The organism is Collinsella aerofaciens, from assembly GCF_039758815.1.
GTDB lineage: Bacteria > Actinomycetota > Coriobacteriia > Coriobacteriales > Coriobacteriaceae > Collinsella > Collinsella aerofaciens_BP.
Window position 1 is genome coordinate 1 of sequence record NZ_JBDMSK010000004.1, and the last position, 26,723, is coordinate 26,723.

Here is a 26,723-nt window from a genome sequence, read left to right on the forward strand (position 1 = left end):
ACCGGTACGGCTCAATCGTATAGCCGTGCAACGGAAAAGAGCCGCCCTTTCGGACAACTCAAACTGTAATGGGGCTAAAAAGACTGGGGGAGTACATGAGCTGGGGATCGGCGCGTCGATGCGGGGATCGTTTGTTTCCAGACTGTGTATCTGCGCGTTGGAGAACCCGTCTCGCGCGCGCGCCATGTTGTCAATGGGTTACAGTATGAACGGCGGTTATGTTTCCGCCAACGCACGAGAGAGTCGTCAACAAGGAGGATGCACGGCGATGCAGCGTGCCAAACAGATATCGGAGTCTATTGAGCTGGGCATCATCTTGGCGCTTGCCGGTGGCTTTATGGACGTTTATTCGTACATTGGGCGCGACCATGTTTTCGCCAACGCGCAGACAGGCAACATCCTGCTCGTGGGCGTGAGCATCTCGGAGGGCAACTGGGCACTTGCGGGACGCTACTTCTTCCCCGTGGTGTCGTTTGCCGTGGGCATTATGCTTGCCGACCTGGTGCATGAGCGGTTTGGCAGCGTGATTCACTGGCGCCAGGTAACGGTGTTCTTTGAAGCCGTCATCTTGCTGGGCGTGAGCTTTATCCCGGGCGGCAATTTCAACCTGCTCGCCAACTGCCTCACCTCGTTTGCCTGCGGCATGCAGGTCGAGAGCTTCCGCAAGATCCACGGTCACGGCATCGCTACGACCATGTGCATCGGCAACTTGCGCAACGCGCTGCAAAACGTGGACGATTACATCATCACCCACAGGCGCGGCTTTTTGGAAAACGGCCTGCTGTACTTTGGCGTGATCTTTACCTTTGTGTTTGGCGCCGTGTTGGGCAACTGGTGTATTGAGCGCATGGGCCTGCACGCCATCGTCGTGGCGAGCTTGCTGCTGTTTGTCGCGTTTGCCATCATGTTCATCGACCGCGAGCGCGACTTGCGCTTACGCTGGAAGGTTGCGGCCGAGGCTTGGAAAGAGGGCTGCCGAAAGTAACCGAATGCGGCAAAGGGGTTGTCCCTTTGCCGCAATATTTTTCATCATCTGTTGAAACGCTTTAACACTTTTGATGTTCTCACGCGTTTTTTGTTTCAAAAGCGTTAGGATGGGACTCATAGCGTGGGGCGTAATGGATGCCCCGCACACGATGGGAGGCTATCAATGGCTAATCGTTTCGTTCTCAATACCATCTCTTATCATGGTTCCGGCGCCATCAAGGAGATCCCCGGCGAGCTCCAGCGTCGCGGCTACAAGAAGATCTTCGTCTGCTCCGACCCCGATCTGGTCAAGTTTGGCGTTACCGCTAAGGTGACCGACGAGCTCGACGCTGCCGGCATCGCTTGGAGCCTCTACTCCGAGATCAAGCCCAACCCCACTATCCAGAACGTCAAGGACGGCGTCGAGGCCTTCAAGGCCGCCGAGGCTGACGCTATCGTGACCATCGGTGGTGGCTCCTCCATGGACACTGCTAAGGCCATCGGCATCATCATCAACAACCCCGAGTTCGCCGATGTCCGCAGCCTCGAGGGCGTTGCTCCCACTAAGAACCACGCCGTGTTCACCATCGCTGTGCCGACGACCGCCGGTACCGCCGCCGAGGTGACCATCAACTACGTCATCACCGACCCCGAGAAGGTCCGCAAGTTCGTGTGCGTCGACACCAACGACGCCCCCGAGGTCGCCGTCGTCGATCCCGACATGATGGCCTCCATGCCCGCCGGCCTGACCGCCTCCACCGGCATGGACGCACTGACCCACGCTATCGAGGGCTACACCACCAAGGGCGCCTGGGAGCTTTCCGACATGTTCCACTTTGAGGCCATTAAGCTGATCAGCGAGAACCTGCGCGACTCCGTCGCCGAGGCCAAGTCCGGCCAGCCCGGCTCCGGCCGTGAGGGCATGGCTCTTGGTCAGTATGTCGCCGGCATGGGCTTCTCCAACGTTGGCCTGGGCATCGACCACGCCATGGCTCACACCCTGTCTGCTCACTACGACACCCCGCACGGCGTCGCTTGCGCCATGCTGCTGCCGATCGCCATGGAGTTCAACAAGCCGGTTTGCGCTGAGCGCCTGGCCAAGGTTGCCCTTGCCATGGGTGTTGACACCACGGGCATGAGCACCGACGAGGCTGCCGACGCCGCTATCGCCGCCGTCAAGCAGCTTTCCGCCGACGTGAATATCCCGCACGTCTGCGAGGCTATGAAGGCCGACGAGATCGAGGTTCTGGCCAAGGACGCCATGGCCGACGCCTGCTTCCCGGGTAACCCGCGCGAGGCAACGCTCGACGACGTCATCGAGCTCTTCAAGAAGATCTGCCCGGCTGCCTAACTTGGTTCGGCGGGCCCCTGCCCGTTAGCCCCAGAATCGTCCTCGGACATGTCGGAGGCCCCGTTGCGCACTACGTGCGGCGGGGCCTCCTTCTGTCCTGCGGAAAGATTCTGGGGCTAACGGGCAGGGGGCCGCCGGCTCGTTATCGTGGCGGGCGCTGCTCTGAGAAGCTCGATGGGTTGTCTCGCTGGGTAAATTTTTGTGCGTGGTGGTATCGTTGTTGGGGCTTTTACTGATTACGGGATGTTGACTTTGGAGTTGTGGATGGTGCCCCAAATGGATTCTACGCTTGGTTTTATTACTGACCAGCTTAAGACGCTGACTTCTATCGCTTCGCCTACGGGCTATACCCGTGCGGCGACTGATTATCTGATGGAGACCCTGCGCGATATGGGGTTTGGGCCTGAGCGTTCTAATAAGGGTAACGTGCTCGTTGAGCTTGGTGGCGAGGGTGAGCCGCTCGTACTGGCGAGCCATGTCGATACTCTGGGCGCCATGGTGCGCTCCATTAAGGACAATGGTCGCCTGCGCCCCACGACGCTCGGTGGGCACCAGTGGTCCACGGCTGATGGCGAGAACTGCACCGTTTACACGCGCGATGGTAATGTCTACACGGGTGTAGTCCTCAATACCGAGCCTTCGGCGCATGTGGCCGATGAGCCGGTCAAGACCATCGAGAAGAACATGGAAATCCTGCTCGACGAGAACGTCGACGGCAAGGACGATGTGCTCGAGTTGGGCATTCAGACCGGTGACATCATCGCCATGGATCCGCGCACCACGGTGACGGAGAGCGGCTACATCAAGAGCCGCTTCCTGGACGACAAGCTTTCGGCCGCCATTTTGCTGGGCTTGGCGCGTGCCGTCGCCGCTGGCGAGGTGACGCTTTCGCGTAAGGTTTCGCTGCTCTTTACCGTGTACGAGGAGGTCGGCCATGGCGGTGCCTTTGTGCCGGCCGACACGCGCGAGATGATCAGCGTGGACATGGGCTGCGTGGGCGACGACCTGGGCTGCACCGAGCGCATGGTGTCGATTTGCGCCAAGGATTCGGGCGGCCCCTACAACTACGATCTGGTGACCACGCTGTCCAATATCGCGCGCGAGCTTGAGCTCGATTACGCCATCGACGTGTACCCGCATTACGGCTCGGACGTTGAGGCCACGCTCTCGGCCGGCTACGACATTCGCCATGGTCTGATCGGCCCCGGCGTGTACGCGAGCCACAACTACGAGCGCAGCCACATCGACGGCGTGCGCAACACCTTCGAGCTCGTCCGCGCCTACGTACAGCGCTAGCGATGCAGCGGCCTCGGCTGATACGGCAGTACCGACCGAGGCCGTCCTCTCTAAGTTGCGGTGAAATAGGGACTGTTTAAGCGTTTAAAACCGCCAAACAGTCCCTATTTCACCGCAACTTAGGGGGCAGTGCTGTTATCTCTGCACGTGCCGTAGCACCTCAACGGCGGCGCTTACCTCTATCGTGCGGCGCTCGAGACCGCGGCGGATGGCCTTGAGGCGATTGCCTGCTGTTGCCCATGCGCTTTGTGAGAGGATTTCGACTGCCTCGTCGACGAACCCATCGAGATGCGACGCATCGAACCAATCGAGCGAGTCAGCAAATGCTAGCTGAGTGGAAGGGTCCGGACCAAACGGTTTGGCGGCAAATCCAAACTCCCCGGCAATGAGCACGGCGGTTGGCACGTTGTACCACAGGCAATTGCCACTATCGAACAGCGGTGCAGGCCGCATTTCCAGCGTGTCGACATTGCGGATGATGCCGAAGTTTCGCCAGTGGCGGTCGCTGTTGGCCAGGAGGGCATCGCAGACAATCATCTGCGACATGGATTTTCTTACCGTGGCTTCATCAGCCCCGTGTCTGCCAAGAAAGCGACAGTATCGATCGTATGTTGAGTTTCCTCGCTGGCCACCGAGTGCGTCCCTGATATAAGCGGCCGGCACGTATTCCTCACGGCCATTAAGAAAGTCATCGCATAGGCATACGGGCCCGTCGAACATGCGCTCGACCGTATAGGGAACAAACTCACCTTTGGATAGCAGACGCCGATGTAGAGCTGTTGCAACCGCCTCGTTAAACGGTCGCTGATCGTCCATTCCGCATCCTTTAACCAGGATGCGAACGCCATTGCGGATCATCCAGGATTTGGGGAGCTCGCCCTCGGACGTATTGTCAGGATTTTTGAGTCCGATGCCCTCAAGCCAGCCTGAACGATGCTCGGGTGCCGACCGTTCAAAATTGTTTTCGAAGTAATTGAGGTGCTGCCAATTGAGCTCGTCGCAGTTGACCGGTCTTAGCCAATAGCAATCCGAAAGCGAAAAACCCAGGCAACGAACGGGCACTTCAATACCGCTGTCAATTCCCAGCTCGCGATAGCGCGAGATGAGTCCGGGGCGGACGTCGGGCACCGACCGGTGACTCCACCACGTGTTGAGTGCTCGTTTATTCACCGTTGGAGAAGAACTCGAGCACGTGCCAAACGGCATCCTTCGTGCATCGAGTATGTCGGCAATTTCAAAGGAAAACTCGCGCGTTGGATCAAACGAGACATGCGCGACCTCGTGGTCGGCTGACATCAACGTGAACTTGCGCCCTACGTCAGCTGCGGGACGGCGCCCACGCTTACGGACCTTTTGATAACCAATCGCGGAATCGTACTGAACCATTTTCCGCCCACCGACGATATCGCACGCGAGCGTTCCCGATGCAGCCAGTTGCGATATACGGGCCTTCGTAACGCCCAGCAGGCGCGCGGCGTCACCCATGGTTATATAGTTGGAAGTATTCATCTGCTGCATCACCTCGTTAAGCATTCTAATCGTTAAATATAGCAAGCACAAACATCATAATACTTAACAAAGTTGCGGTGAAATAGGGACTGTTTAGCGGCTTGAAACGCTTAAACAGTCCCTATTTCACCGCAACTTATGAAGGGGGTGGGACTACTTGATGGCGGCAGTAACGGTGCCGCCGCCGAGGACGACGTCGCCGCGGTAGACGACGACGGCCTGGCCGGGGGCGATGGCTCGCTGCGGCTCGTCAAAAGTCAGCAGCATTTGTCCGTCGGCGCCACGTGTAAGGGTCGCTGCCTGGTCCTTTTGACGGTAGCGGTACTTGGCGCCCACGCGAATGCCGCCGGCATCGAGTTCTGCCTCCATGCGGTCGGCGGGGGCGCTCCAGATCCACTCATCGGCCGTGAGCGCCGCGGCGGTCAGGTCCTCGGCCTCGCCCAGATGCACGGTGTTGTTGGCGGTGTCGACGCCCGTCACATACACGGGATGCGCCATCGCGACGCCCAAACCCTTGCGCTGGCCGATGGTATAGCGCAACGCGCCGTTGTGGCGCCCGACCACGCTGCCGTCGCGCCATACGATGTCGCCCGGTGCAGCGGCATGTCCGCAGCGGCGCTCGATATAGCCCGCGTAGTCACCGTCTGGAATAAAGCAAATATCCTCGCTTTCGGCCTTCTTGGCGTTGATGAAGTCCTGCTCGGCGGCAATGCGGCGCACGTCGCGCTCCTTGTCCAGGCCTGCCAGCGGAAAGATTGTGCGTGCCAGGCGCTCTTGCGTGAGCGAATACAAAAAGTAACTCTGGTCCTTTTTGGGGTCCTCGCCGCGATGCAGCTGCCAGGTGCCGTCGGGCGCCTGGCTCGTTTTGGCGTAATGTCCCGTTGCGATGTAGTCGCAGCCCATGTCCAGCGCCGCATCGAGCAACGCGCCAAACTTAATGTGGCGGTTGCAGATGATGCACGGGTTGGGCGTCAGCCCCTCCTGGTAGGCGTTCACAAAACGCTCGATAACACTGTGGTCGAAGGTCTGCTGCAAGTCGAGCACATGGTGGGGTATCCCCAGACGCTCGGCGACGGCCTTCGCATCGGCGATGTCGCGGTCGACCTTACTCATGCCCGTGGCGGGATCGGGCGCGGGGCAGGTGAGACACATGGTGGCACCGACACATTCGTAGCCCTGGCGTTTGAGCAGGTAGGCAGTCACGCTGGAATCGACGCCGCCGCTCATGGCGACGAGCACGCGCTTGTTGTGCATGGGGAGGTTCTCCTTGGTGGCATGTGGCCAAAAAAGAAAAGCGGCGCGGGAGGCTGGTTCCGCGCCGCAGACATTGTAGCAAGTTCGGACGTTTCGTGGGGCGCCCTGATGGGATGGGCTCCGACTGCCGGGAGAGAGAGGAGACCGGCTCGTCCCTGGGCTCAACCTATGGGCGACAGGCCTTAGTCCTTGAAGAGTGCCGTGGACAGGTAGCGCTCACCGGTATCGGCGAGCAGCGCCACGATGGTCTTGCCCTCGTTCTCGGGGCGCTTGGCCAGCTGCAGCGCAGCCCACACGGCGGCGCCGGACGAAATGCCCACGAGCACGCCCTCCTTGTGGCCCACGGCGCGGCCGGTGGAAAAGGCGTCGTCGTTCTCGACGGGGATGATCTCGTCGTAGACCTGGGTGTCGAGGACGTCGGGCACAAAGCCGGCGCCGATACCCTGGATCTTGTGCGGGCCGGCCTGGCCCTTGGAGAGCACCGGGGAGGTGGCGGGCTCGACGGCGACGACCTGAATCTCGGGGTTCTGCTCCTTGAGGAACTCGCCCACGCCGGTCACGGTACCACCGGTGCCAACGCCGGCGACGAAGATGTCGACCTCGCCGTCGGTGTCATCCCAGATCTCGGGGCCGGTCGTGGCCTTGTGGATGGCGGGGTTGGCGGGGTTCACAAACTGGCCGGCGATAATGCTGTTGGGCGTCTCCTTCTGCAGCTCCTCGGCCTTGGCGATGGCACCCTTCATGCCCTTGGAGCCGTCGGTGAGCACGAGCTGTGCGCCGTATGCCTGCATAAGTTTGCGGCGCTCGACGGACATGGTCTCGGGCATGGTGATGATCACCTTGTAGCCGCGAGCCGCCGCCACCGAGGCGATGCCGACGCCGGTGTTGCCGCTCGTGGGCTCGATGATGGTGTAGTCACCGCCGCGCACGAGCTTGCCGGCCTTCTCGGCCTCGTCGATCATGTTCTTGGCGACGCGGTCTTTGACGGAGCCGGCGGGGTTGAAGTATTCCAGCTTGACGAGTACGCGGGCCTTGAGGTCCTCATCGGCCTCAAAGTGAGTGAGCTCCAGAAGCGGGGTGTGGCCGATAAGCTGATCGATGGACGTGTAAACATTGCTCATGGTGAACCTCCAAAGTGTTCAAACGACTGGATACCGTGTGGGTTTACGGTGTGTGTAGCAGCGAAACCCATAAACCTTATGGGTTGTTCTTTTTGCTGTTGGCAAGCATAGTAGACAGTAAAGCCTAGTAACGCAATAGGAAATAGAAGATTATTACGAGTCGATTAACCAGCTTGACGGGAATAGGTATTTTCAAAACCAATTTTTCGGCTAGAATTTCTACGAATTAAAAGACCGAAAGGCAGCACTATATATGTTGGTTTCCACAAAGGGCAGATATGCCCTGCGCGTTATGGTCGACCTGGCCGAGCACCAGGCGGCAGGCCGCATTCCCCTCAAAGAGATCGCCGCGCGTCAGGGGATTTCGGAGAAATATCTGGAGAACATTTTGGCCACGCTCGTGCGTGCCAATATGCTCTCGGGCATGCGCGGCAAGGGCGGCGGCTATGTGCTCACGCGCCCGCCCGAGCAGTACACGGTGGGCGAGATTTTGCGCCTGACCGAGGGCAGCCTGGCGCCGGTCGCATGCCTAGACGGCGACTGCAAGGGCTGCTCGCGTTCGGACGAGTGTCCCACGCTCGACGTGTGGAAGAACCTGGACAAGCTCATTAACGACTACCTCGACGGCGTGACGCTTGATCAACTTGTCGCTCCCAACCATGGCTACGACTACGTCATCTAACCCATACCCGCCATTTGGGGACGGAGCGGAAATGGTAGATTCTCTCGCCCTTTGAGACTTGACAAATAAGAAGGCCGCCCATTTTTGCGATGGGCGGCCTTCGTTTTGGGTCGATATGACGGTTCGTATTGAACAGTTCTAGCCCTAGGCGATGCTATCGAGAATGCTGCGCATGATGGATACCAGGATGCTGCCCATAAAGGCCGATCCAAAGCCGGCAATGGAGATACCAGCGCCCAACAGATTGACCGACAGGTAGCTGGCCAGCTCGAGCATAAAGCTGTTGACTACGAGCTGAAAAATACCAAGCGTAATAATAGTGAGCGGCAGTGAGATGACCGTCAGGAACGGCTTGACGAGCGAATCGACGATGTTGAGGAACAGTCCCACAAAGGCGAAACAGACCCAGGCCTCGGCAAAACCGAAGGGTTGGATGCCGGGGACGAGGAACGTGGCGATCGCGATGGCGATCGAAGTAAAGAGCCAGTTAAGCATAAAGCGCATGGTAGGGGGTCCTTTCTTGCGCGGGGAGAGTTAGTGACGCGTGAAGCAGCTTGCCGTGGCGACTTGGACGGCTGCGCGAACGCGGGGCCTTGCCTGGATGCCCATTGTCGCAAATATTCGTGGAGCTTACGTGCGCATTCGATTTCAAAACGGCGTTCGTCCTGAAAAACGCGCCGCTGACAGAGAGTCTTGTCGCTTTAGTTTGGTGGTGTGCTACACTGCTACGGGCAAAAGCCACAGGCGTTGCCCTATTGCATAGAACGGGCGAACGATGCCCGATGTCAGTATCAACTTCGATGCCTTTTGGCGGGTTTGGCGGTGATCGATGAATATCGAGAACATGTTTGACAAGCCTGATGTCAAGCAGCTGGTCCACGCATTTAGCCTTTTGGACGACGAGAAGGATATCCAAGCGTTTTTGACCGATATCTGCACGCCGCGCGAGATTTGCGACCTTTCTCAACGTTTGCAGGTTGCGCGCTATTTGGACGAGGGCGAGCCTTATGTTGAGGTTCAGGCCCGTACCGGCGCTTCGTCCACCACGGTGAGCCGTGTGTCCAAGGCGCTCAACGGCGAGTACGGTGGCTACCGCAAGATCCTCATTAAACTGGAGGATGGCGAGTAGGCCGCGCCAAAAACGAATTGTGCAAAACCGCTCTCCCGGGGGCGGTTTTTATATGCCCGCAATCGGCTGGTGCGTTGGGGTCAGGTTGCTTTGTACCAAAAGATGGAGCTGCGGTGGCAATGTGTCCGCTTGGGCGGGTAGGATGGATGCATTGATTATTGCGAACAGTTTGAGCGGAGGACCATGCCTGTTCGAATCTATACCACCAATGCCGGCACGGATTTGAGCGATGCCGAGTCGGCGCTGCTTGCCGACCTTATTGCCCGTTACGGGCGTGCCGTGTTGCTGGCACCAACGTTTGCCGAGCTCGACCTGTGCCGTCATGATGCGGCGGAAGCCGGCGTTTCGCTGGGTATCGACTACAAGACGCCTACATCGTGGCTTCGCTCGCTTTGGGAGCTTTTGGGCGACGGGCGCGGTTTCGTCGACAACCTGCAGCGCCAGATGCTGTTCTCGGACATGGTCACGCGTCTCGACGATGCCGACCTGCAGCCGCTTTCGCGCAGTCAGGGCACGGTGCGCATGCTTGCGCGTATGGCCCGCGATGTGTTGCCTGGCGTGGCGGGGACGGGCGACGAACGCTGCCGCGATGCCGCCGCTCAGCCCGAGCCCAAAAGCGACGCTGAGGCCCGCGTGTTCGAGCTGTTGAGCGCCTATGCGAGCGGCTTGGACCGTCGAGATATGGTCGAGCCCTGCGAGGCAGCCGACATTATGGCCGGTGCCCTGGCCGATAGCCTGCCGACGTGCACTCGCGCCGTATGCGTGCGCGGTATCACGTCGTTTACGCACGGTCTGCTCGAGCTGCTGTCTGCCGTGGCGAACAATGGGGGAGAGGTCGTCGTGCTGCTTGCCCGCGAGCAGGCGGCGATGCGCGAGGAGCTTGCCACGGCATTTGATGCCCGCGGTGTGCTGTTTGAGGTCGCGCCGCTGGGGGAGGGTGCCACTGTGCCCCAGACTGCCTCCGAGTCCGCCGCTCAGCCTACCTTTATAGAGGTTGCCGGCCCTCACGCCCGCGCCCACGCCTATGTGGATGCAATCGATGGGCTGGTAAAAACGTGTGAGGACGCCGCGGTCGACGGCGGTGTCACGGCGTCTGCGGACCCCGCGCGCGTGCTCGTAGTTTCCGCCCGGGCGCCCCAGCTGTTCGGCGAACTCGCTGCCCGTCTGGCGGCGCGTCACATTGCGGCCGAGACGACTGAGTTCACGGCGTTTTCCCAGTCCATCGCGGGCAGGCAGTTTACGGCGCTCGCCAACCTGATCGAGCGTATGAAAGCCGCCGACGAGGGCACCGCTTCCAAGACCGAGTGGTGGCCCGCTCCGGAGCTTACCGACTGGATTTATAGCCCGCTTTCGGGTGCCGACGCCGCGAGCGCCCGCGGCTTCGACAAGAACATACGCCTGTCGCGCAACAAGACCACTGCGGGCGTTAAGAGCCTGCTGCAGAGCGTCCAGGGTCAGGTGAGGGGCGCGCGCAAGGCGGCGAGCGACGAAAACTGGTTTAAGAACGTGCCGTGTGTGGTCTCGGACGTGTTCCAGGCGCTGTGGCGCGACAAACCCGTGACGGCGCTCAAGGCCATGCTCGCCGTTGCCGAGGCGCTGCCCGATCGCGCTCTAGGCGGCCTTGACGGCCAGGCCCGTCGCCAGGCAGAGACGGCTTTGCTGCGCCATGCCATCGACATCCTTATGAACGATGCTCGCGCACTCGACGTGTCGCAGGCCGCGACCGTGCCGGTTCTCGACGGCGTTCGAACCAAGGTGGACAAGCGCAGTACCGCTTACGATTACGCGACCTACGAGGTCGATCGCACGCCACGGGCACAAGTGCGCTTCGTGTCGCTTGCCGATGCGTCGGTTTTGCGTCCTGGCGGCTACGATGCCGTGCTGTTTGCCGATGTCGACCTGGACAGCTATCCGCTTTCGCACGAAGAGGGCCCGCTTGCCACATTGACGGCCGAGCTGCGCCGCGACGGCGTGTCTTTGGAGCCCGCCGCCCTGCTGCGCGTGCGCTTTGGCCGTGCGATGCAGGCGGCGAGCGGTCCGGTCGCGCTCGCCCGCGTGACGCACGATCGCCAGGCGCGCGAGTGCTACCCGGCAGCCGTATGGACCGAGCTGCGGGCACATGCCGAGGCCGCTGGCGCTGCCAAGCCCACGTGCGTGGGCGAGGGCGATATCATCGCCGACTTTGATCCCGCGGCAGGTGAAGGCCTCAAGCGCGAGCGCGTGACCTGTGAAGCCCCTCAGCATCTGAGTGCCGAGGCCGTGCCGTATTTGGTCCTGCGCCGTCGCGATGGCGAGGGCGAGGATGCGCCGCTGGTGCCGCGCTTGACGTCTGCCTCGCAGATCGAGGCCTATTCGACCTGTCCGCTATGCTGGTTCGTCTCGTATCGCGTCAAGCCCCAGTCGATCGACGCTGGCTTTGGCAACATGGAGAAGGGCAACTTTGTCCACGACGTGCTGGAGCATCTGCATGCCCGTCTGCCCCAAGAAGGCATGGAGCGCGTGACGCCCGAGAATCTGCCGCGTGCTCAGGAGCTGCTGCACGAGGTCTTTGACGAGACGTTGGCCGAGCACGCCGGCAAGCGCGGCACGGAGGGCCCGCTGGTGCCGCTCTCTGCGGTGGAGGAGCGCCAGGTGGCCGAGATCTTGCCGCAGCTGGAGGGCGTGCTTGCCTACGAGTCCGAGGCACTTGCCCCCTTTGCCCCGCGCTACCTGGAGTTTGCGTTCAACGAGCTCCAGGTCGAGTATGCCGGTTGGCCGCTCGGCGGGCGCATCGACCGTGTGGACGTGGACGCCGAGAACCGCGCCGTGGTAATCGACTACAAGCATCGTTCGGGTGTCGAGGAGTTTAAGCTTGCCGACCCCACGGTGCGTGACGAGGAGACGGGCGAGGCTCCCATCGACGACCCGCGCTGGCTGCCGCCCCATACCCAAACGCTCATCTACGCGCAGGCCATGCGTCGGGCACTGGGCTTGGATACCCGTGCAGCGCTCTATTTTTCGACCAAGGGCGGCAAGCCCGCGCTGCGCGGTGCGGCGAGCGCCGAGTTGCTCGAGGAAGAGCGCGGTGACGGTCGCATCCCGGGCCTCAAGAAGGGCTTCCCGGGCGAGGGCGGCAGCATGGACTTCGATGCCCTGCTCGATCGCGTGGAGGCCGGCATCGCCGAGCGCCTGCGCGAGCTCGAGGCGGGCAACGTTGCCGCCGTCGACCCGGCGTCGGCTCAGGCCGCGCATGCGCGCTGCTCGTATAACCACGAAGGAACGTTTGTAAGGAGGGACGTGTAGACCATGGATCTTTCGACTTTGATGCCGCAACAGCTGCAGATTGTCAAAACGCTCGACCGCCCGTTGTTTGTCTCGGCGGGCGCCGGTTCGGGTAAGACCTTTACCCTCACGCGCCGCATCGTCTATGCGCTCTCGCCCGAATCCGGTCCGTTCGTTGAGCATCTGGACCAGGTGCTCGCCATTACCTTTACCAAAGATGCCGCGGCCGAGATTCGCGACCGCGTGCGCCGTGCGCTTATCGACGAGGGCATGGACGAGGAAGCACTGACCGTCGACGACGCGTGGATCTCGACCATTCACGGCATGTGCTCGCGTATCCTGCGCGCGCACGCGCTGGAGCTGGGCATCGACCCCGAGTTCACGGTGCTCACCGATACCGACGAGCTCATGGACCAGGCTGTTGAGCATGTGCTGGGTCGCGCGACGGCACCCGATGCCGCCCCCGAGCTCGCGGCATCGCTCAAGGCCCTCTATGCCTGGTATCCCATGGCGGGCGAGGGCGGTTCCTTTGGCGGCGGTACGACCATCAAGGGTCTGGTGCGCGACCTGCTGGAGCTGTCGAGCCAGTTGCCGGGCGGTATGGACGACGCGCGCGTGGCGCGCGGCCAGGCCGATACCTCGGCACTCGCCGATGCCTATCGCGCGGCGCTAGGCGCAAGCAAGGCCGCGACCGAGAAGGCGCAGACGGCGCTCGATGCCATCGACGCGTTTGAGGCGAGTGGCAAAACCATGGAGGATGCGGCGCGACTCATGATGTCGTGCACCATGCCGCGCGCGGGCAAGGCATTCCCCAAGGAGCAGGTCGAGCTGCTCAAGGCCGAGGCCGCCGATGCGTTTATCAATATCGTGCTTGCCTGCGGTGGCCCGGCGCTCGATGCGCTGGTGGGCCTGGCCCGTTCCGTCGAGGCCGAGTATCGCGCATTGAAGGCTGCCCAGTCCGCCCTCGATAATAACGACCTGCTGCGTATGGCCTACGAGGCCCTGCGCGATTACCCAGCCATCCGTGCTGCGTACGAGGGCCGCTTTAAGATGGTCATGATCGATGAGTTCCAGGATACCGATCAGATGCAGGTCGATTTGATTCGCTATCTGACGGGCGCGGGGGAGCGCGCGCTGTGCACCGTGGGCGATGCGCAGCAGTCGATCTACCGCTTCCGTGGCGCCGAGGTCGAGGTGTTTCGCCGCCAGGAGCGCAAGGTGGGCTCGTCTGCCGCGTCCGAGGCGACTGCCGTGGCCGATGCCCCTGCCGGCGAACTCGTTAAACTCGTGCGCAACTTCCGCAGCCATGACGAGGTGCTGCGTTACGTGGCGCGCGTCTTCGACGGCGATGACGGCGGCCTGATGCAGGGCTTTTTGGATCTTGAGGCGAGCGACGGCCGCAAGGACACGCTGGTGGCGGACGCCTCGCGCCGCCAGGCCCTCTTTGTTGCCGGCGGTAGTATGCAGGAGCGCACACAGGCCAAGGCCCGTGCGATCGCCGAGCGCTTCCGCGCGCTTGCCGATGCCGGCCAGCCCCAGGGCGGCATGGTACTGCTGCTGGGCCGCATGACCAACGCCGACGTCTACGCCCAGGCCTTCCGCGATCAGGGGCTCGACTGCGTCATCGCGGGCGGCTCGGTCTTTGCCCAAGCAGCCGAGGTGCAGACGGTGCGCGCCCTGGTTTGTGCGCTCGCCAATCCGGCCGATACGGCGCGGGGCCTTATGCCGCTGCTCGCCTCGCCGATGTTTGCGCTCGGCGCTCAGGAGTTCCTGGCGCTGGCGACCAAGCTCGATAGCGAGACAGGGGAGACCTCGCGCCGGAATATCGACATGGGCATCATGAGCGATTCCGACGTGCCGGGTTTGCAAGACTTGCCGCTTGTGAAGCGCGCCCGCGAGGTGCTGCGGTATGCGCTTCGTCGCGCGGGCCGCGATTCGTTCGCCGCCATCGCGCGCGACGTGGTCAACGCCTCCGGCTGGTTTGTGCGCCTGGCGCAGCGCGGCCCCGAGGGCAAGGCCATTGCCGCCAACGTGCTCAAGGCGCTCGACGCCGTGGCTGAGGCTGAGGCCGAGTTCGGCAACTCGCCGCGTTCCATCGCGCTGGCCTTCGACCGCTTCTTGGCGGGCAAGGAGGCCCCGGGCGCGCTCAACGAGGAGGGTGACGGCGCGGTACGCATCATGACGGTGCATGCCTCCAAGGGTCTGGAATATCCGGTCGTGGCGGTCGCCGAGTGCTTTGGCGTGCGTAAGTCCTCGGGTGCGGCACAGATGGGTCGCGTCGATGGCGGAGCGCAGGTCGTGGCACTGCCGGCACGCTTCGACGGCGTTAGGCTCGCCGACGGAACCTTTGTGAAGGGCGACGACGTCAAAAAGCAGTTTGAGCATGCGTTTAAGGGCAAGGGCACGTCGCTGTGGCTGCCGCCGGAGCTCATGGAGGACGTTTGTGCGACGGGTTCTCCCGCCGAGGCATTTGCTCGCCTGCGCAACGACGACCTGCAGCTCTCGCTCGAGGAGCGGGCCCGCCTGCTCTATGTCGCCATGACGCGAGCACGCGAGCTGGTCATTCTGGCGATGGATGCCGGTGTGAGCCGTGGCAAGGTGACGGCGCCGACCTTCGATGTCGAGACGGATCTGACCTACGACGTGCTGCGCCGTATTTTGCCGACCGACGCTCTGGACACGCCGCAGCTCGATAGCGACCGCCTGGTGTTCGACAACTCCCAGCCGGGCGACTACGAGCTCATTTCGCTCACGGACTTTACCTTTGGCGAGCAGGCGTTTGAGGCAAACGCTTCGCTGGATGCCGAGGGCAGGCTTGTCCGCGGCGATGTCGATGTCGCCGATAGTGCTGCGCACTCAACTGTGCCCGGTCCTGCTGACCCCAAGCCCGATTCGTTTGAGCTTGTGTATCCCCAGGCAGTGGGCGTGCGCATGGGCATCTGTCCGTTCCCGGCGCGTGACTCGTATAGCTACTCGTCAATCGCCGCGGCACTCCATGCCGAGACGGAAGACCGTGCCGCCGAGGCTCGTGTTCCCATGGACGAGTCCGGCGATGATGCAGAGTCGGATGGCTCGGAGATGACGGATGCAGACGTGGCCGCTGTCGAGCCCGCCGGCAATCCCATGGCGCTGGGCTCGGCCTTCCACGCCGCCTGCCAGTGGCTCATCGAGATGGGTGCCGATGCGCTGCCCGCTGAGCGTGCCGACGCCCTGGCTCGCCTGTGGCACCTGACGCCAGAACAGCGCGAGCGCTTCGATGTCGCTCTGGAGCGCTGGCTCAAGTCGTCGGTTCGTGCCGAGCTGTTCGCGTGGCCGTGCGTTCGCGCCGAGGTGCCGTTCTTCTCGCTGGGCTGCGAGGACGAGGACATCGCCCGCTACGGTGCATATGCCGAAGGCGCCATCGACGCTTTGGCGACCGACCCGGCCGATTCGTCACGCGCACTGGTCATCGATTACAAGACGGGTGGCACGCCGGATGAGACGCCGGACCAGCTGCTCGAGAAGCACGCCCTGCAGGCGCGCGTTTACGCCGACGTGTTGCACAAGGCGGGCTTTGAGACGGTGACGGTCAAGTTTGTTCGCGTGGAGCAGGCGAATCCAGCCATCTTCGTCGAACCCGCCGAACCTCAAGTAGTCACCTACAATCTCTAGCCCTCAGATAACTTGCGGTGGAATACGGGCTGTTTTGGCCAGAAAATCCGCCAATCAGTCCGCATTTCACCGCAACTGCAAGAGGAGCCGTGTTGGTTTGGCTAGGTTCGGGTGCCGTCCGCGCCGTGCGGTAAAATCGTTCAGTCAGAACACGAACCCGCATCGGAGCTCATCACATGGCATTCGTCCATCTGCACAATCACACTGTTTTCTCCATGCTCGACGGCGCAACCCGTATCCAGGATATGGTCAATCGTGCCGTTGAACTTGGCATGCCCGCCGTGGCCATTACCGACCACGGCTACATGTATGGCGTGCCCGACCTGGCGCTGGCCTGCGACGCCGTCAATCACAACACGCCCGAGTACAAAACCTGGAGCCACGACAAGGCCTTCTTGGAAAAGGACCGCCGCGACGAGCTGGTGGAGCCCGACCCCGAGGAAAACCCGCGCGAGCATGCCCAGTATGTGAAGGACATGGCCATGTGGGACGAGAAGGGCAATATCGACGAGCTCAAGCCGCCTCTGGTCATCAAGCCCATCTTTGGCTGCGAGGTCTACTTTACGCCGGACGAGACCCTTGCCCGCGACCACAAGCCCGAGCTCTACCACATGATCCTTCTGGCCAAAGACCAGGAGGGCTACGTCAACCTAATGCAGACGGTTTCCGAGGCCGCCGTGCAGGGCTTTTACTACAAGCCGCGCGTGACGCTCGACAACCTACGCCGCCACGCCAAGGGCATGATCTGCACGAGCGCCTGCATCGCGGGCATCATCCCCAAATACATCGACCGCGGTGACATGGAGGGCGCCATCAAGTGGGCCGAGACCTTCCGCGATACCTTCGACCCCGGCGACTTCTACATCGAGATCCAGGAACATGGCATCACCACCGACAACGGCCTGACCGACGAGCAGATGGACCGCACGCTCATCGATATCGCCAAGCAGGTGGGCGTCAAGGTCATCGCCACCAACGACTTCCACTACCTGCGCCGCGAGGATGCGCCCGTGCAGGACGTCATCATGTGTATTGGCATGAACGCCAAGGTCGATGACCCCAACCGCATGCGCATGACCGGCTCGGAGTTTTACATGAAGACCGAGGAGGAGATGCGGGCGATGTTCCCGTATTGCCCCGAGGCCTGCGACAACACGCTCGAGATCGCCGACAAGTGCTACGTTGAGCTGGACTGGGACTCTATCATCCTGCCGCGCTTTCCGTTGCTCGATCCCGGTGAGACGCACGAGAGCCAGTTCCGCCGTGAGTGCGAGAAGGGCCTGCGCCAGCACTATGGCGACGACTGGGCCACACGCGAGATCGGTGGCGTCAACATCAAAGAGCGCTTTGAGTACGAATACAAGGTCATCTGTGACAAGGGCTTTGCCGCCTACTTCCTCATCGTTGCCGAGTACGTGCAATGGGCCAAGGACAACGGCATCGGCGTCGGCCCCGGCCGTGGTTCTGCCGCCGGCGCTATCGTCGCCTACGCCATGAACATCACCGCGTTCGACCCGCTCGAGAACGGCCTGATGTTCGAGAGGTTCCTGTCCCCGCAGCGTACCGAGATGCCCGATATCGATATGGACTTCGACGATGAGCGGCGCCTCGAGGTCGTGGAGCACGTTCGCCAGCTCTACGGTCCCGAGAAGGTCACCCACGTCATCACCTACTCGACCATCAAGGCCAAGCAGGCCATCAACGACGCCGCGCGCGTCCTGGACTACCCGGTCTACATGGGCCAGCGTCTGTCCAAGATGGTCTCGAGCGACCCCAAGGTCAAGCTCAAGCAGGTACTCGAAAAACAACCCGGCAAAGAGGATCTGTTTAACCCCGACTTTGCCGAGGCCTATAAAAAGGACGACGACGCCCGCCGCATCATCGACACGGCGCTCTCGATCGAGGGCCTTACCCGTGGCGAGGGCGTGCACGCGTGCGCCGTTCTGATTTGCCGCGACCCCGTCAACGAGCACGTGCCCACCAAGCTCGATACCAAGGGCGGCGTCGAGATTACCCAGTACGAGGGCCATACCGTTGCCGACATGGGCCTGCTCAAGATGGACTTCTTGGGCCTGCGCACGCTGACGGTTATCTCCAAGGCTAAGGCAAACATCAAAAAGAACTTCGGCATCGACATCAAAGAGGAAGAGATTCCCTTTGACGACCCCGAGATCTTTAAGCTCATGGGCTCCGGCCACACCGCCGGCGTCTTCCAGATCGAGTCCGCCGGCATGACGGCCACGATCAAGAACATGAAGCCCACCGAGTACAAGCACGTCGTGGCATTGATTGCCCTGTACCGCCCGGGCCCTCTGGGCGCCGGCATGGTTTCGTCCTATATCAACCGTATGAACGGCAAAGAGCCGGCCGTCTCCTATGACGACCGTCTGGACGACATCCTGGGCGAAACCTACGGCACCATGGTCTACCAGGAGCAGGTTATGCTCATCTCCGTCGAGATGTGCGGCTTCTCCAAGGGCGAATCGGACTCGCGTATCCGTAAGCCCGTGGCTAAGAAAAAGATCAAGCTGCTCACCTCGACGGTGCTCCACTGGGAGGATGGCTCGGACGAGACCACCTACGACCACTGGATGAACGGCGCTATCAAGAACAACTACACGCGCGAGGTCGCCCAGAAGATTTGGGACGATGTTCTCGAGTTCGCATCTTACGCCTTTAACAAGTCGCACTCCGCCGGCTACGCCATCCTGGTTATGCAGACGGCATGGCTTAAGGCGCACTATCCGCACGAGTACATGGCGGCCGTTCTGACGTCCTACACGGGCAAGACCGACAAGATCGTTCATTACGTCTCGGCGTGCCGTCACGACGGCATCCCCGTGCTGTCGCCAGATGTTAACGAGTCCGGTACTGAGTTCACGGCTACCAAGGAAGGCGTGCGCTTTGGTTTGGCCGGCATTCGCGGCGTGGGCACCGGCGTGGCGCAGGCGATTATCGCCGAGCGCGAGGCGGGCGGCCCGTTTAAGACGCTGCACGACTTTGTCGAGCGCGTGGACTCGAGCCAGGCCAACCGTCGCGTGATCGAATCGCTGATCAAGGCAGGTGCCTTCGACTCCACCGGGTATCCGCGCCGCCAGATGATGCACTTTGTGGACAAGAACAACCCCGAGAACATCATCGATGCCGCCGTGAAGCGCCAAAAGGATCGCGCGAGCGGCCAGACGTCGTTCTTCGACATGTTCGGCGATGTTGAGGGCTCGGGCTTTGAGGTGAGCGTGCCCGATCCGGACGGCCAGGAGTGGGACCGCCACCTTAAGCTGAGCCAAGAGAAGGAGGTTCTGGGCATCTATGTCTCGGACCACCCGCTGCGCCCGTTTGAGTATGCGCTAGCCAAGGCGCGCGACTTCTCGTTCTCGCAGATCGACACCGGCTACGAAGTGCAAAACCCCACGGGCGGTACCATCAACCAGGAGATTCCCGAGGGCAAGGCGCTGTGGTGGGCCGGCATGGTCTCGAGCGTGTCCAAGCGCGTGACCAAAAACGGCGACCCCATGGGCATCGTGCAGCTCGAAGACATGGAAGGCGAGGCCACGGTCGTGGTGTTCCCCAAGACCTACAAGGAGGCCGAGGGGTATCTGTACGGCGAGGTCGATCCCGAGACCGGCGCGCAGCTGTCCGACGCGTTTGTGCGCATTAAGGGCAAGCTCGAGCGCTCGGACCGCGGCGACCAGATCATCGCTCAGGAGATTGTGCCGCTGGAGCTTAGCGAGGAGAACAACAAGCCCAAGGTGTTTGAGGTCATGGTGCCCAACAGCCGCTTTAGCCAGGGCAATATGGCGCGTCTTGCCACGGTGCTTACCGCAAACCCGGGCGGCGACCGCGTGGAGATCTTTATCGAGCAGGTGGACGGGCGCGTACTGCGTGCCGAGGTGCCGGCCAAGGTCAACGCACGCTCGATTCCGCTGCTGGCAGAGGCAAAGGCGATTGTGGGTAACCAAGGCAGAGTGACGGTAATTTAAGGACGGCGTTGGCGGGGTAGCTAATTTGGGACGGGGCTATTTTAGCTACCCTTTGACTGACGGCGAATGAGTCGGGGTCGGAATGCATCTCAACCGACATATGGGGGTAGCTAAAATAGCCCCGTCCCAAATTAGCTACCCCGGGTGAGATTGGAGGAAGTGATGGCGCAGGGGACGTTTGTGCAGGCGCTTCGTAAGGAGGCGGCGCTTAGCAGCACCTTTATGAAGGGGCGCTCGCTCATGCTCAACGGTGCCGTGCTGTCGTTTGAGGACTCCGGCTCGCGCTTCTCCAAAAACGTGAACATCGAGGGCACGGTGCGTGGCTCGCGCGGCGACCTGTACAAGACGCACGTGGCGCTCGATATGGACGAGCACGAGGTTATTGACTACGACTGCGATTGCCCCGCTGCCTTCCGCTATTCCGGCATGTGCAAGCACGCCATCGCCACGGCGTTGGCGTATCTGGATGCCAGTGGCGCCGAGCCTGTCGAGGGCCTGCGTACGCCGGTCCGCACGTTTACGGCACCGCCCGCACAATCCAAACAGTCCGCACGCCCCGCGCCTAGCGCATCTTCGGTCAACCCCAACTTTCCCTTCCCTGCGCCCGTCCCCACGAGCCCGAGCCTTGTGGCGGCGCTTTCCGATCTTTCGGACGCGCGCATGGACGAGCTCGCGGCCATGCGTCGCAAGCTCGCCGGCACCATTGACCCCGATGCGCCCAAAGCGGTGCTGGAGCCCTCGCTGGTGCCGTACTACAATCCGCTGTTTGCCGATCGCTTTAACTGGGCGCTCGAGTTTCGCATTCGCTGCGGTTCGGTGTCCTACGTGGTTAAGGATATCGACGGCATGGCCGATGCCTATGTGCGTGGTGGTACGTTCTCCTATGGCAAGAAGCTTACGTTTGCCCATGTACCCGAGGCTTTCGATGACGTGTCGACAAAGCTGCTCGACTTTGTCGCAATGACGGTCGCCTACCTGAGCGACATCACGAGTTCGCGCTCGGCATCGTATGACTTTGCTCGCAGCGGCTTTGTTGCCGAGCGTCAGTTGCCGGTATCCGAGTATTCCATCGTGTCCGTGCTGGACCTGCTGCGCGGCAGGACCATGTCCTTTGAGCCTGCTTGGTCGCGGGGGACGACGACGCATCGCTCCTACGAGGTGGCGGTCGAGCCGTCGCCGCAGGGGGAGGGCGAAGTCCCGGCTAAGCGCCCGCCGCTCCTTGCCGCCAAGATTGCACCGGCGGCGGGAGGCAGCTACGACTTGCGCCTGCCGGCCGATACGTACTGCTTTGTCGCAGGTGACGCAGCCTATCTGGTCGATACGCGCCGCGCGCGCCGTACCGACGCGGCGTTTGCCCAACATGCGGCGCCGTTCCTATCGCACTTGTTGCCCTGCCGCACGCCGGTCCATATCGCTGCCGACCAGGTGGGTGAGTTCTGCCGCATGGCGCTGCCCATCTTGCGCGACTACACCGACCTGACCGCTCCCGCCGTACTTGACGCCGTGGCGCCCGAGCCGAGTTTTGCCATGGCGATTGGCGTCGACGATGGTCTTGTGACCTGCAAGATTACGGTGGCCTACGGCGATTGGTCGGCAGATCTCTTTAGTCTTGGTGCTCCGGGCAGTCCTTTCGAAGAGCAACGCCCCGGCGTTCCGCCCCGCGATACGGTGGCGGAGTTTCGCGTTATGGACACGGCTGCCCTGTATTTCGACTTTTACGAGGGCGGCCTGGCATTTGAGGAGCGCGATGACGAGAGCCTGTTCCACTTGTTGACCGAGGGCCTGTCTGCTCTGTCCGAGCTGGGCGAGGTCATGCTCAGCGACCGCCTGCGCCAGATCTCGGTGCGCCCTGCGCCTAAGCTCTCGGTGCGCGCCACCGTCAAGAGCAACTTGCTCGACGTCGAGCTGGGTGCGAGCGGGCTTTCGGCGGCCGACCTTGCCATCTATCTCGATTCGTATAAGCGCCACCAGACGTTCGCGCGCCTTACGTCCGGCGACATCGTTCGCCTGGACGAGGGAGCGCGCGCCGCGTTTGGACTTGCCGAGGACCTGGGCGTCGATGCCGTCGACCTGCTCGACGGCATGTCGCTTCCCGCGTCGAGCACCCTGTTTGTCGATAGCATGCTCGCGCGCACGCCAGCGCTTGAGGCCGATCGCGACGCTGCGTTCCTCCGTACCGTCGAGCGCCTGGACACGCTCGGCAAGATGGACTTTACGGTGCCCGCCTCGCTCAAGGCCACACTGCGTGGCTACCAGGTCGACGGCTACCAGTGGCTCGGCTCGCTTGAGCACCTGGGCCTAGGCGGCATCTTGGCCGACGATATGGGCCTGGGCAAAACGCTGCAGATGATCGCGCACATTCTGGCGCGCGTGGAGGCGGGGGATACCAAGCCCACGCTCGTGGTATGCCCCGCGTCGCTCGTGTACAACTGGGCTGCCGAGCTGGAGCGCTTTGCCCCCTCGCTTGATGTGTGTGCCATCGTGGGCGCCAAGGCCCAGCGTCGCGTGCAAATTGCCGGTGCCGCCGAGCACAACGTGGTCGTGACGTCGTATGATCTCATGCGCCGCGATATCGACGAATACGTCGAGCAGGACTTTGCCCGCGTGGTACTCGACGAGGCCCAGTACATTAAAAACCCGCTCACCCAGGTGGCCCGCGCCGCCAAGCGCCTGCCGGCCGGCGTGCACTTTGCCCTGACGGGCACGCCCATCGAAAACCGCCTGTCCGAGCTCTGGAGCATCTTCGACTTTTTGATGCCGGGCCTTTTGGGTACGCGCGACTCATTTGCCAAGCGCTTTGAGAGTCCCGTCGAGCATGCCGAGGGCGACAGCGCCGCTCGTCTGCAGGCGCTTGTGTCGCCGTTTGTGCTGCGTCGCGTTAAGGAAGACGTGGTGACCGACCTGCCCGAGAAGATCGAAGACACGGTGATGGCGCAGCTTACCGGAGAGCAGCGCAAGCTCTACCTGGCCAACCAGGACCGCATCGCCCAGCAGGTGCAGCACCGCGAGGCATCCGAGTTTAAGAAAGACAAGCTCAAGGTGCTTGCCGAGCTCACCAAGCTGCGTCAGATCTGCTGCGACCCGCATCTGCACTATGCGGACTACAAGGCGGGAAGCGCCAAGCTCGATACGTGCATGGAGCTCGTGCACGGCGCGCTCGACGGCGGTCATCGCATCTTGCTGTTCAGCCAGTTTACGGGCATGCTCGATATCATCGGCAAGCGCCTGGCAAAGGAGGATATCGCCTTCCTTAAGCTTACGGGCGCATCGTCTAAGGAGAGCCGCGCCAAGATGGTTGCGCAGTTCCAGGCGGGCGAGGTGCCGGTGTTCTTGATTTCGCTCAAGGCGGGCGGCGTGGGTCTCAATTTGACGGCCGCCGACGTGGTCATCCACTACGACCCGTGGTGGAACGTGGCGGCACAGGACCAGGCGACCGACCGCGCCCACCGCATTGGCCAGCAGCACACCGTGACCGTGTACAAACTCATCGCCAAGGATACGATCGAGGAGCGCATTATGCAGATGCAGGAGTCCAAGCGCGATCTGGTCAACAGCGTGCTCGGCGGCGATGGTATCTCGTCGGCACTGTTTACGCGCGAGGATGTTCTGGCGCTGCTCGGTGGTGACGGTCGCTAGCCTCGCGCGGGATGGGGCTGCCGGGTCGGACCAGGTCACCGGTTCGTCCTGGCCCGACCGCTTTCCCGCCCGTTATGTGTTCATTTGCCATGCCGTGGATGGTTCGCCTGCCTTTGGGCATAAGAAGCATCAGGAATATTGGCACATCAGCAAAGGAGAACATCATGGCGAAATTCTTTAAGGACTCCGACGGCAAGCTCGTTGCCGCCCTTGGCGACGGCGTTGCGACCCCTGCCGGCTGCACGGAGCTGACGGCAAACACCGAGGACGCGGCGCACGAGAAGCATGTGCCTGTTGTCGAGATCGAGCGCGACGGCCACGTCATTCGCGCACGCGTGGGCTCGACGGAGCACCCTATGCTGCCCGAGCACTACATCGAGTGGATTGCGCTTGAGGCCGAGGGGCGCCTGGAGGTCCATTACCTTGAGCCCGGCATGAAGCCCACGACGTTTTTCGCTGGCGGCTCCAAGACCGGTACCGTCTATGCCTACTGCAACCTGCACGGGTTGTGGTCCGCGACGTTCTAGGAGCGCGCCCCCGCTCGGGGTATCATAGCTAGCATATGCACATGCGAGCGCCGGCTGCATTATGCGGCCGGCGCTTTTACTACGACAACGACGATTTACGACGGAAAGGGCTGGGCCATGAAGCTCGCACTTGCACAGATCGATATGCGCCTGGGTGACATCGAGGGCATTTGCGGCCGCATCGAGGACCAGGCTCGCCTGGCTCATGAGCGCGGCGCGCGCGTGCTGTGCGTTCCGGCCCCGCTCTTTATGGGTGCCATGCCGGGCAGCCTGGTGGGCGCTGCCGATTTTGAGCACGATATGCTGACGGGCTTGACGGGCGTTGCCGAGCGCATCCAAGAGCTCGACATGATCTGCATCGTGCCCTCTGCGGTTTCGTTTGAGGGCCAGCCCCTGCTCGACTACATGATGCTTAAGGATGGTCGCGTGGTGCCCGCGCGCGCAAGCATCGCCCTGCAGCGTGGCGAGAGCAACGACGCGCGTTGGGCACCGCCGGTGTTTGACGTGGACGGCGTGCGCGTCGCCGTGGTGTTTGACCTAGACCGCGAGCTTGAAATGCTGCCGACCGGCGTCGACCTCATCGCCTATTTCCAGTTCAACGCGTTTGACATGACCGATCGCGAGACGGCCGCCATTGCCGCCGTGCGCAGCGGTGCCTACCGCAAGATCGCATCCAAGCGCAGCGTGTGGTTTGCCTGCATGGCGCCGGTCGGTGCCTATGACGAGTCGGTGTATACCGGCGGTTCGTTTGTGCTCGACGACTGCGGTCGCGTGGTGGCCCAGGCGCCGTGTTTTGAGGAGAGCCTGCTGGTTCAGGAGATTCAGCGCGGCGTGATGCTCGATGCCCTGGAGGATCACGAACTGCCCGAGTTCCGTTCCGAGGAGTGGCTGTGGCAGGCGCTGGTGCTTGCCGTGCGCGACAATGCCCGCGCTCGCGGTGCGTCGCGTGCCGTGGTGGCGCTCGAGGGCGATCTGCCGTCGTCCCTGTTGGCGGCGCTCGCCGTCGATGCCTTGGGTCCGCGTAATGTGATTGGCCTGGTGCTGGGGCGCAATCGCATCTTTACACCGGCGCAGGAGGAGGCAGAGGCTGCCCGCTGTTCCGCTGTTCGCTCAATCGCCGAGCGCCTGCACATTCGCACCGTCGAGCGCGATGCGCCAGATGCGGCGCGCGTACTCGACCGCGATGTGTCGGCGGGCGATGCCGAGCGCCTGCGTTCGCGTGCGCTGGGCCTGATGCTCGAGGATACGGCGCTCGAGCTGGGCGCCATGGCGCTGAGCCCGCTTTCCAAGACCGAGTATGCGCTGGCGGCGCCCGCGCTGTCCGGTGGCTACCAGGGCGACTTTGCGCCCTTTGGCGATGTGTATCTGTCGACACTCGAGTTTGTGGCACGCGTGCGCAACCGTGTCTCGGCCGTGGTGCCCCAAGAGCTCGTGACGCTCAACGCGGTGGAGGATTGCATGGATCGCGTGCTGGCGCAAGCGCTCTCGACGCTCGCCGGTCCGGTTGATATGCTCGATCGCGCGGCGCAGCTGCTTGGCGGGCTTGAGCCGGGCGAGGTCGATGGTGCGCTCGAGTCGCACGTAGACCGCAATCGACCTTTCGACGACATCCCGATGGCCGCCGCCAAGCCCGAGGCCTGCTCGCTGCTGCTGATGCTCGTGCGCCAGGGTGAGGCTGCTCGTCGCATGCTACCGACGGCCCCGATCGTCTCGGCCCGTTCGTTTGCCGAGCGCGCCTGGCCGTACATGCTTGCATGGTCCGATCTGGGGCTCAACGGTAAGGAGCGCATGACGGTTGATTCGCTGGCACGCGCCGAGGTGCGCCGCTTTGCCGACGACGATACGAGTGACCGCATGCGCGGCGAGATGATGGGCCTGTTGGGCGAGCTGTTGGGTATTTCGCCTGAGCAGATGGAAGAGCTGCGCTCTGAGGACGGTCAGCGTCGTTTGCACGAGGGAATGAAAAAGTTCGAGGGCGAGGTTCAGGACGCCATCGACAAGATGATGGGCGGCCAGGGCGGACCACAGGGTGGGCCCCAGGGAGGTCCGATGCCGCACCCGCCGGTTGATCCGAGGCAGTTCCCCTTTTTCTCGCAGAACTAACTCTGGGATAGGGCCAAGGTTACGCGGTTTTACCAAACCGCGTAACGAGTCGACGCTGCGCGAGCCCCTGCCGGGCAATCTGCCGCTCAAACCGTCGCTTGCGTACAGAAGTACGCGGCGCTCCTCTTTCGTGACACCTTGCCACGGCAGGGACTCGCTCGCTGACTTATGCTCAACCTATGGTTCAACCTTGCTTGCTAGATACGGTCGCTGTTGTGTTATTATAGAACAGACGTTCGTGAATGATGCGCGGGGCC

At 62.1% G+C, this 26,723-nt stretch carries 15 protein-coding genes; 11 read left to right on the forward strand and 4 right to left on the reverse strand.

Annotation, left to right across the window (positions count from 1 at the left end):
• Positions 1–268: 268 nt before the first annotated feature.
• The 3 genes from ABHT90_RS03700 to ABHT90_RS03710 all read left to right on the forward strand — a co-directional run bounded on the left by ABHT90_RS03700 (position 269) and on the right by ABHT90_RS03710 (position 3,613).
• Positions 269–985, forward strand: coding sequence for a YoaK family protein (locus ABHT90_RS03700; RefSeq protein ID WP_055310199.1), 717 nt, complete (start codon positions 269–271; stop codon positions 983–985).
• 165 nt (positions 986–1,150) lie between these two features.
• A complete protein-coding gene (gene fucO, locus ABHT90_RS03705) occupies positions 1,151–2,317 on the forward strand; it encodes a lactaldehyde reductase (protein ID WP_195234670.1) in 1,167 nt (388 codons plus the stop codon).
• A gap of 276 nt (positions 2,318–2,593) precedes the next feature.
• A complete protein-coding gene (locus ABHT90_RS03710) occupies positions 2,594–3,613 on the forward strand; it encodes a M42 family metallopeptidase (RefSeq protein ID WP_346981660.1) in 1,020 nt (339 codons plus the stop codon).
• A 135-nt stretch (positions 3,614–3,748) separates the two neighbouring features.
• Here the strand turns inward: ABHT90_RS03710 and ABHT90_RS03715 are convergent, their stop codons facing one another.
• The 3 genes from ABHT90_RS03715 to cysK all read right to left on the reverse strand — a co-directional run bounded on the left by ABHT90_RS03715 (position 3,749) and on the right by cysK (position 7,497).
• Positions 3,749–5,146, reverse strand: a complete 1,398-nt coding sequence (locus tag ABHT90_RS03715; protein WP_346981661.1) for a hypothetical protein — start codon at positions 5,144–5,146, stop codon at positions 3,749–3,751.
• Between the two features lie 129 nt (positions 5,147–5,275).
• A complete protein-coding gene (gene mnmA / locus ABHT90_RS03720) occupies positions 5,276–6,541 on the reverse strand; it encodes a tRNA 2-thiouridine(34) synthase MnmA (RefSeq protein WP_346981662.1) in 1,266 nt (421 codons plus the stop codon).
• Positions 6,542–6,558: 17 nt separating this feature from the next.
• Positions 6,559–7,497: a cysteine synthase A gene (gene cysK / locus ABHT90_RS03725; protein WP_329738258.1), complete on the reverse strand. Its 939-nt coding sequence runs from the start codon at positions 7,495–7,497 to the stop codon at positions 6,559–6,561.
• A 253-nt stretch (positions 7,498–7,750) separates the two neighbouring features.
• Between cysK and ABHT90_RS03730 the strand changes: the two genes are divergently transcribed.
• Positions 7,751–8,179, forward strand: a complete 429-nt coding sequence (locus ABHT90_RS03730) for an RrF2 family transcriptional regulator (RefSeq protein WP_022094857.1) — start codon at positions 7,751–7,753, stop codon at positions 8,177–8,179.
• Between the two features lie 144 nt (positions 8,180–8,323).
• Here ABHT90_RS03730 and ABHT90_RS03735 read toward each other — a convergent pair whose 3' ends face one another.
• Positions 8,324–8,683: a phage holin family protein gene (locus ABHT90_RS03735; RefSeq protein ID WP_055285729.1), complete on the reverse strand. Its 360-nt coding sequence runs from the start codon at positions 8,681–8,683 to the stop codon at positions 8,324–8,326.
• 325 nt (positions 8,684–9,008) lie between these two features.
• On the opposite strand from ABHT90_RS03735, the gene ABHT90_RS03740 reads away from it, so the two are divergent.
• From ABHT90_RS03740 to ABHT90_RS03770, 7 genes are all read left to right on the forward strand, one after another.
• On the forward strand, positions 9,009–9,308 hold the full coding sequence (locus ABHT90_RS03740) for a YerC/YecD family TrpR-related protein (protein WP_022094855.1): 300 nt from the start codon (positions 9,009–9,011) through the stop codon (positions 9,306–9,308).
• Positions 9,309–9,491: 183 nt separating this feature from the next.
• Positions 9,492–12,590 (forward strand): PD-(D/E)XK nuclease family protein, encoded by a 3,099-nt coding sequence (locus tag ABHT90_RS03745; protein WP_346981663.1) that lies wholly within the window; start codon positions 9,492–9,494, stop codon positions 12,588–12,590.
• Positions 12,591–12,593: 3 nt separating this feature from the next.
• Complete coding sequence (locus ABHT90_RS03750) at positions 12,594–16,220, forward strand: UvrD-helicase domain-containing protein (protein ID WP_346981664.1); 3,627 nt, start codon at positions 12,594–12,596, stop codon at positions 16,218–16,220.
• A 176-nt stretch (positions 16,221–16,396) separates the two neighbouring features.
• On the forward strand, positions 16,397–20,200 hold the full coding sequence (dnaE, locus tag ABHT90_RS03755; RefSeq protein WP_346981665.1) for a DNA polymerase III subunit alpha: 3,804 nt from the start codon (positions 16,397–16,399) through the stop codon (positions 20,198–20,200).
• A 162-nt stretch (positions 20,201–20,362) separates the two neighbouring features.
• A complete protein-coding gene (locus tag ABHT90_RS03760) occupies positions 20,363–23,836 on the forward strand; it encodes a DEAD/DEAH box helicase (RefSeq protein ID WP_346981666.1) in 3,474 nt (1,157 codons plus the stop codon).
• A 164-nt stretch (positions 23,837–24,000) separates the two neighbouring features.
• Positions 24,001–24,363 (forward strand): desulfoferrodoxin family protein, encoded by a 363-nt coding sequence (locus ABHT90_RS03765; RefSeq protein WP_161156252.1) that lies wholly within the window; start codon positions 24,001–24,003, stop codon positions 24,361–24,363.
• Positions 24,364–24,480: 117 nt separating this feature from the next.
• On the forward strand, positions 24,481–26,466 hold the full coding sequence (locus ABHT90_RS03770) for an NAD(+) synthetase (RefSeq protein ID WP_346981667.1): 1,986 nt from the start codon (positions 24,481–24,483) through the stop codon (positions 26,464–26,466).
• Positions 26,467–26,723 lie beyond the last annotated feature (257 nt).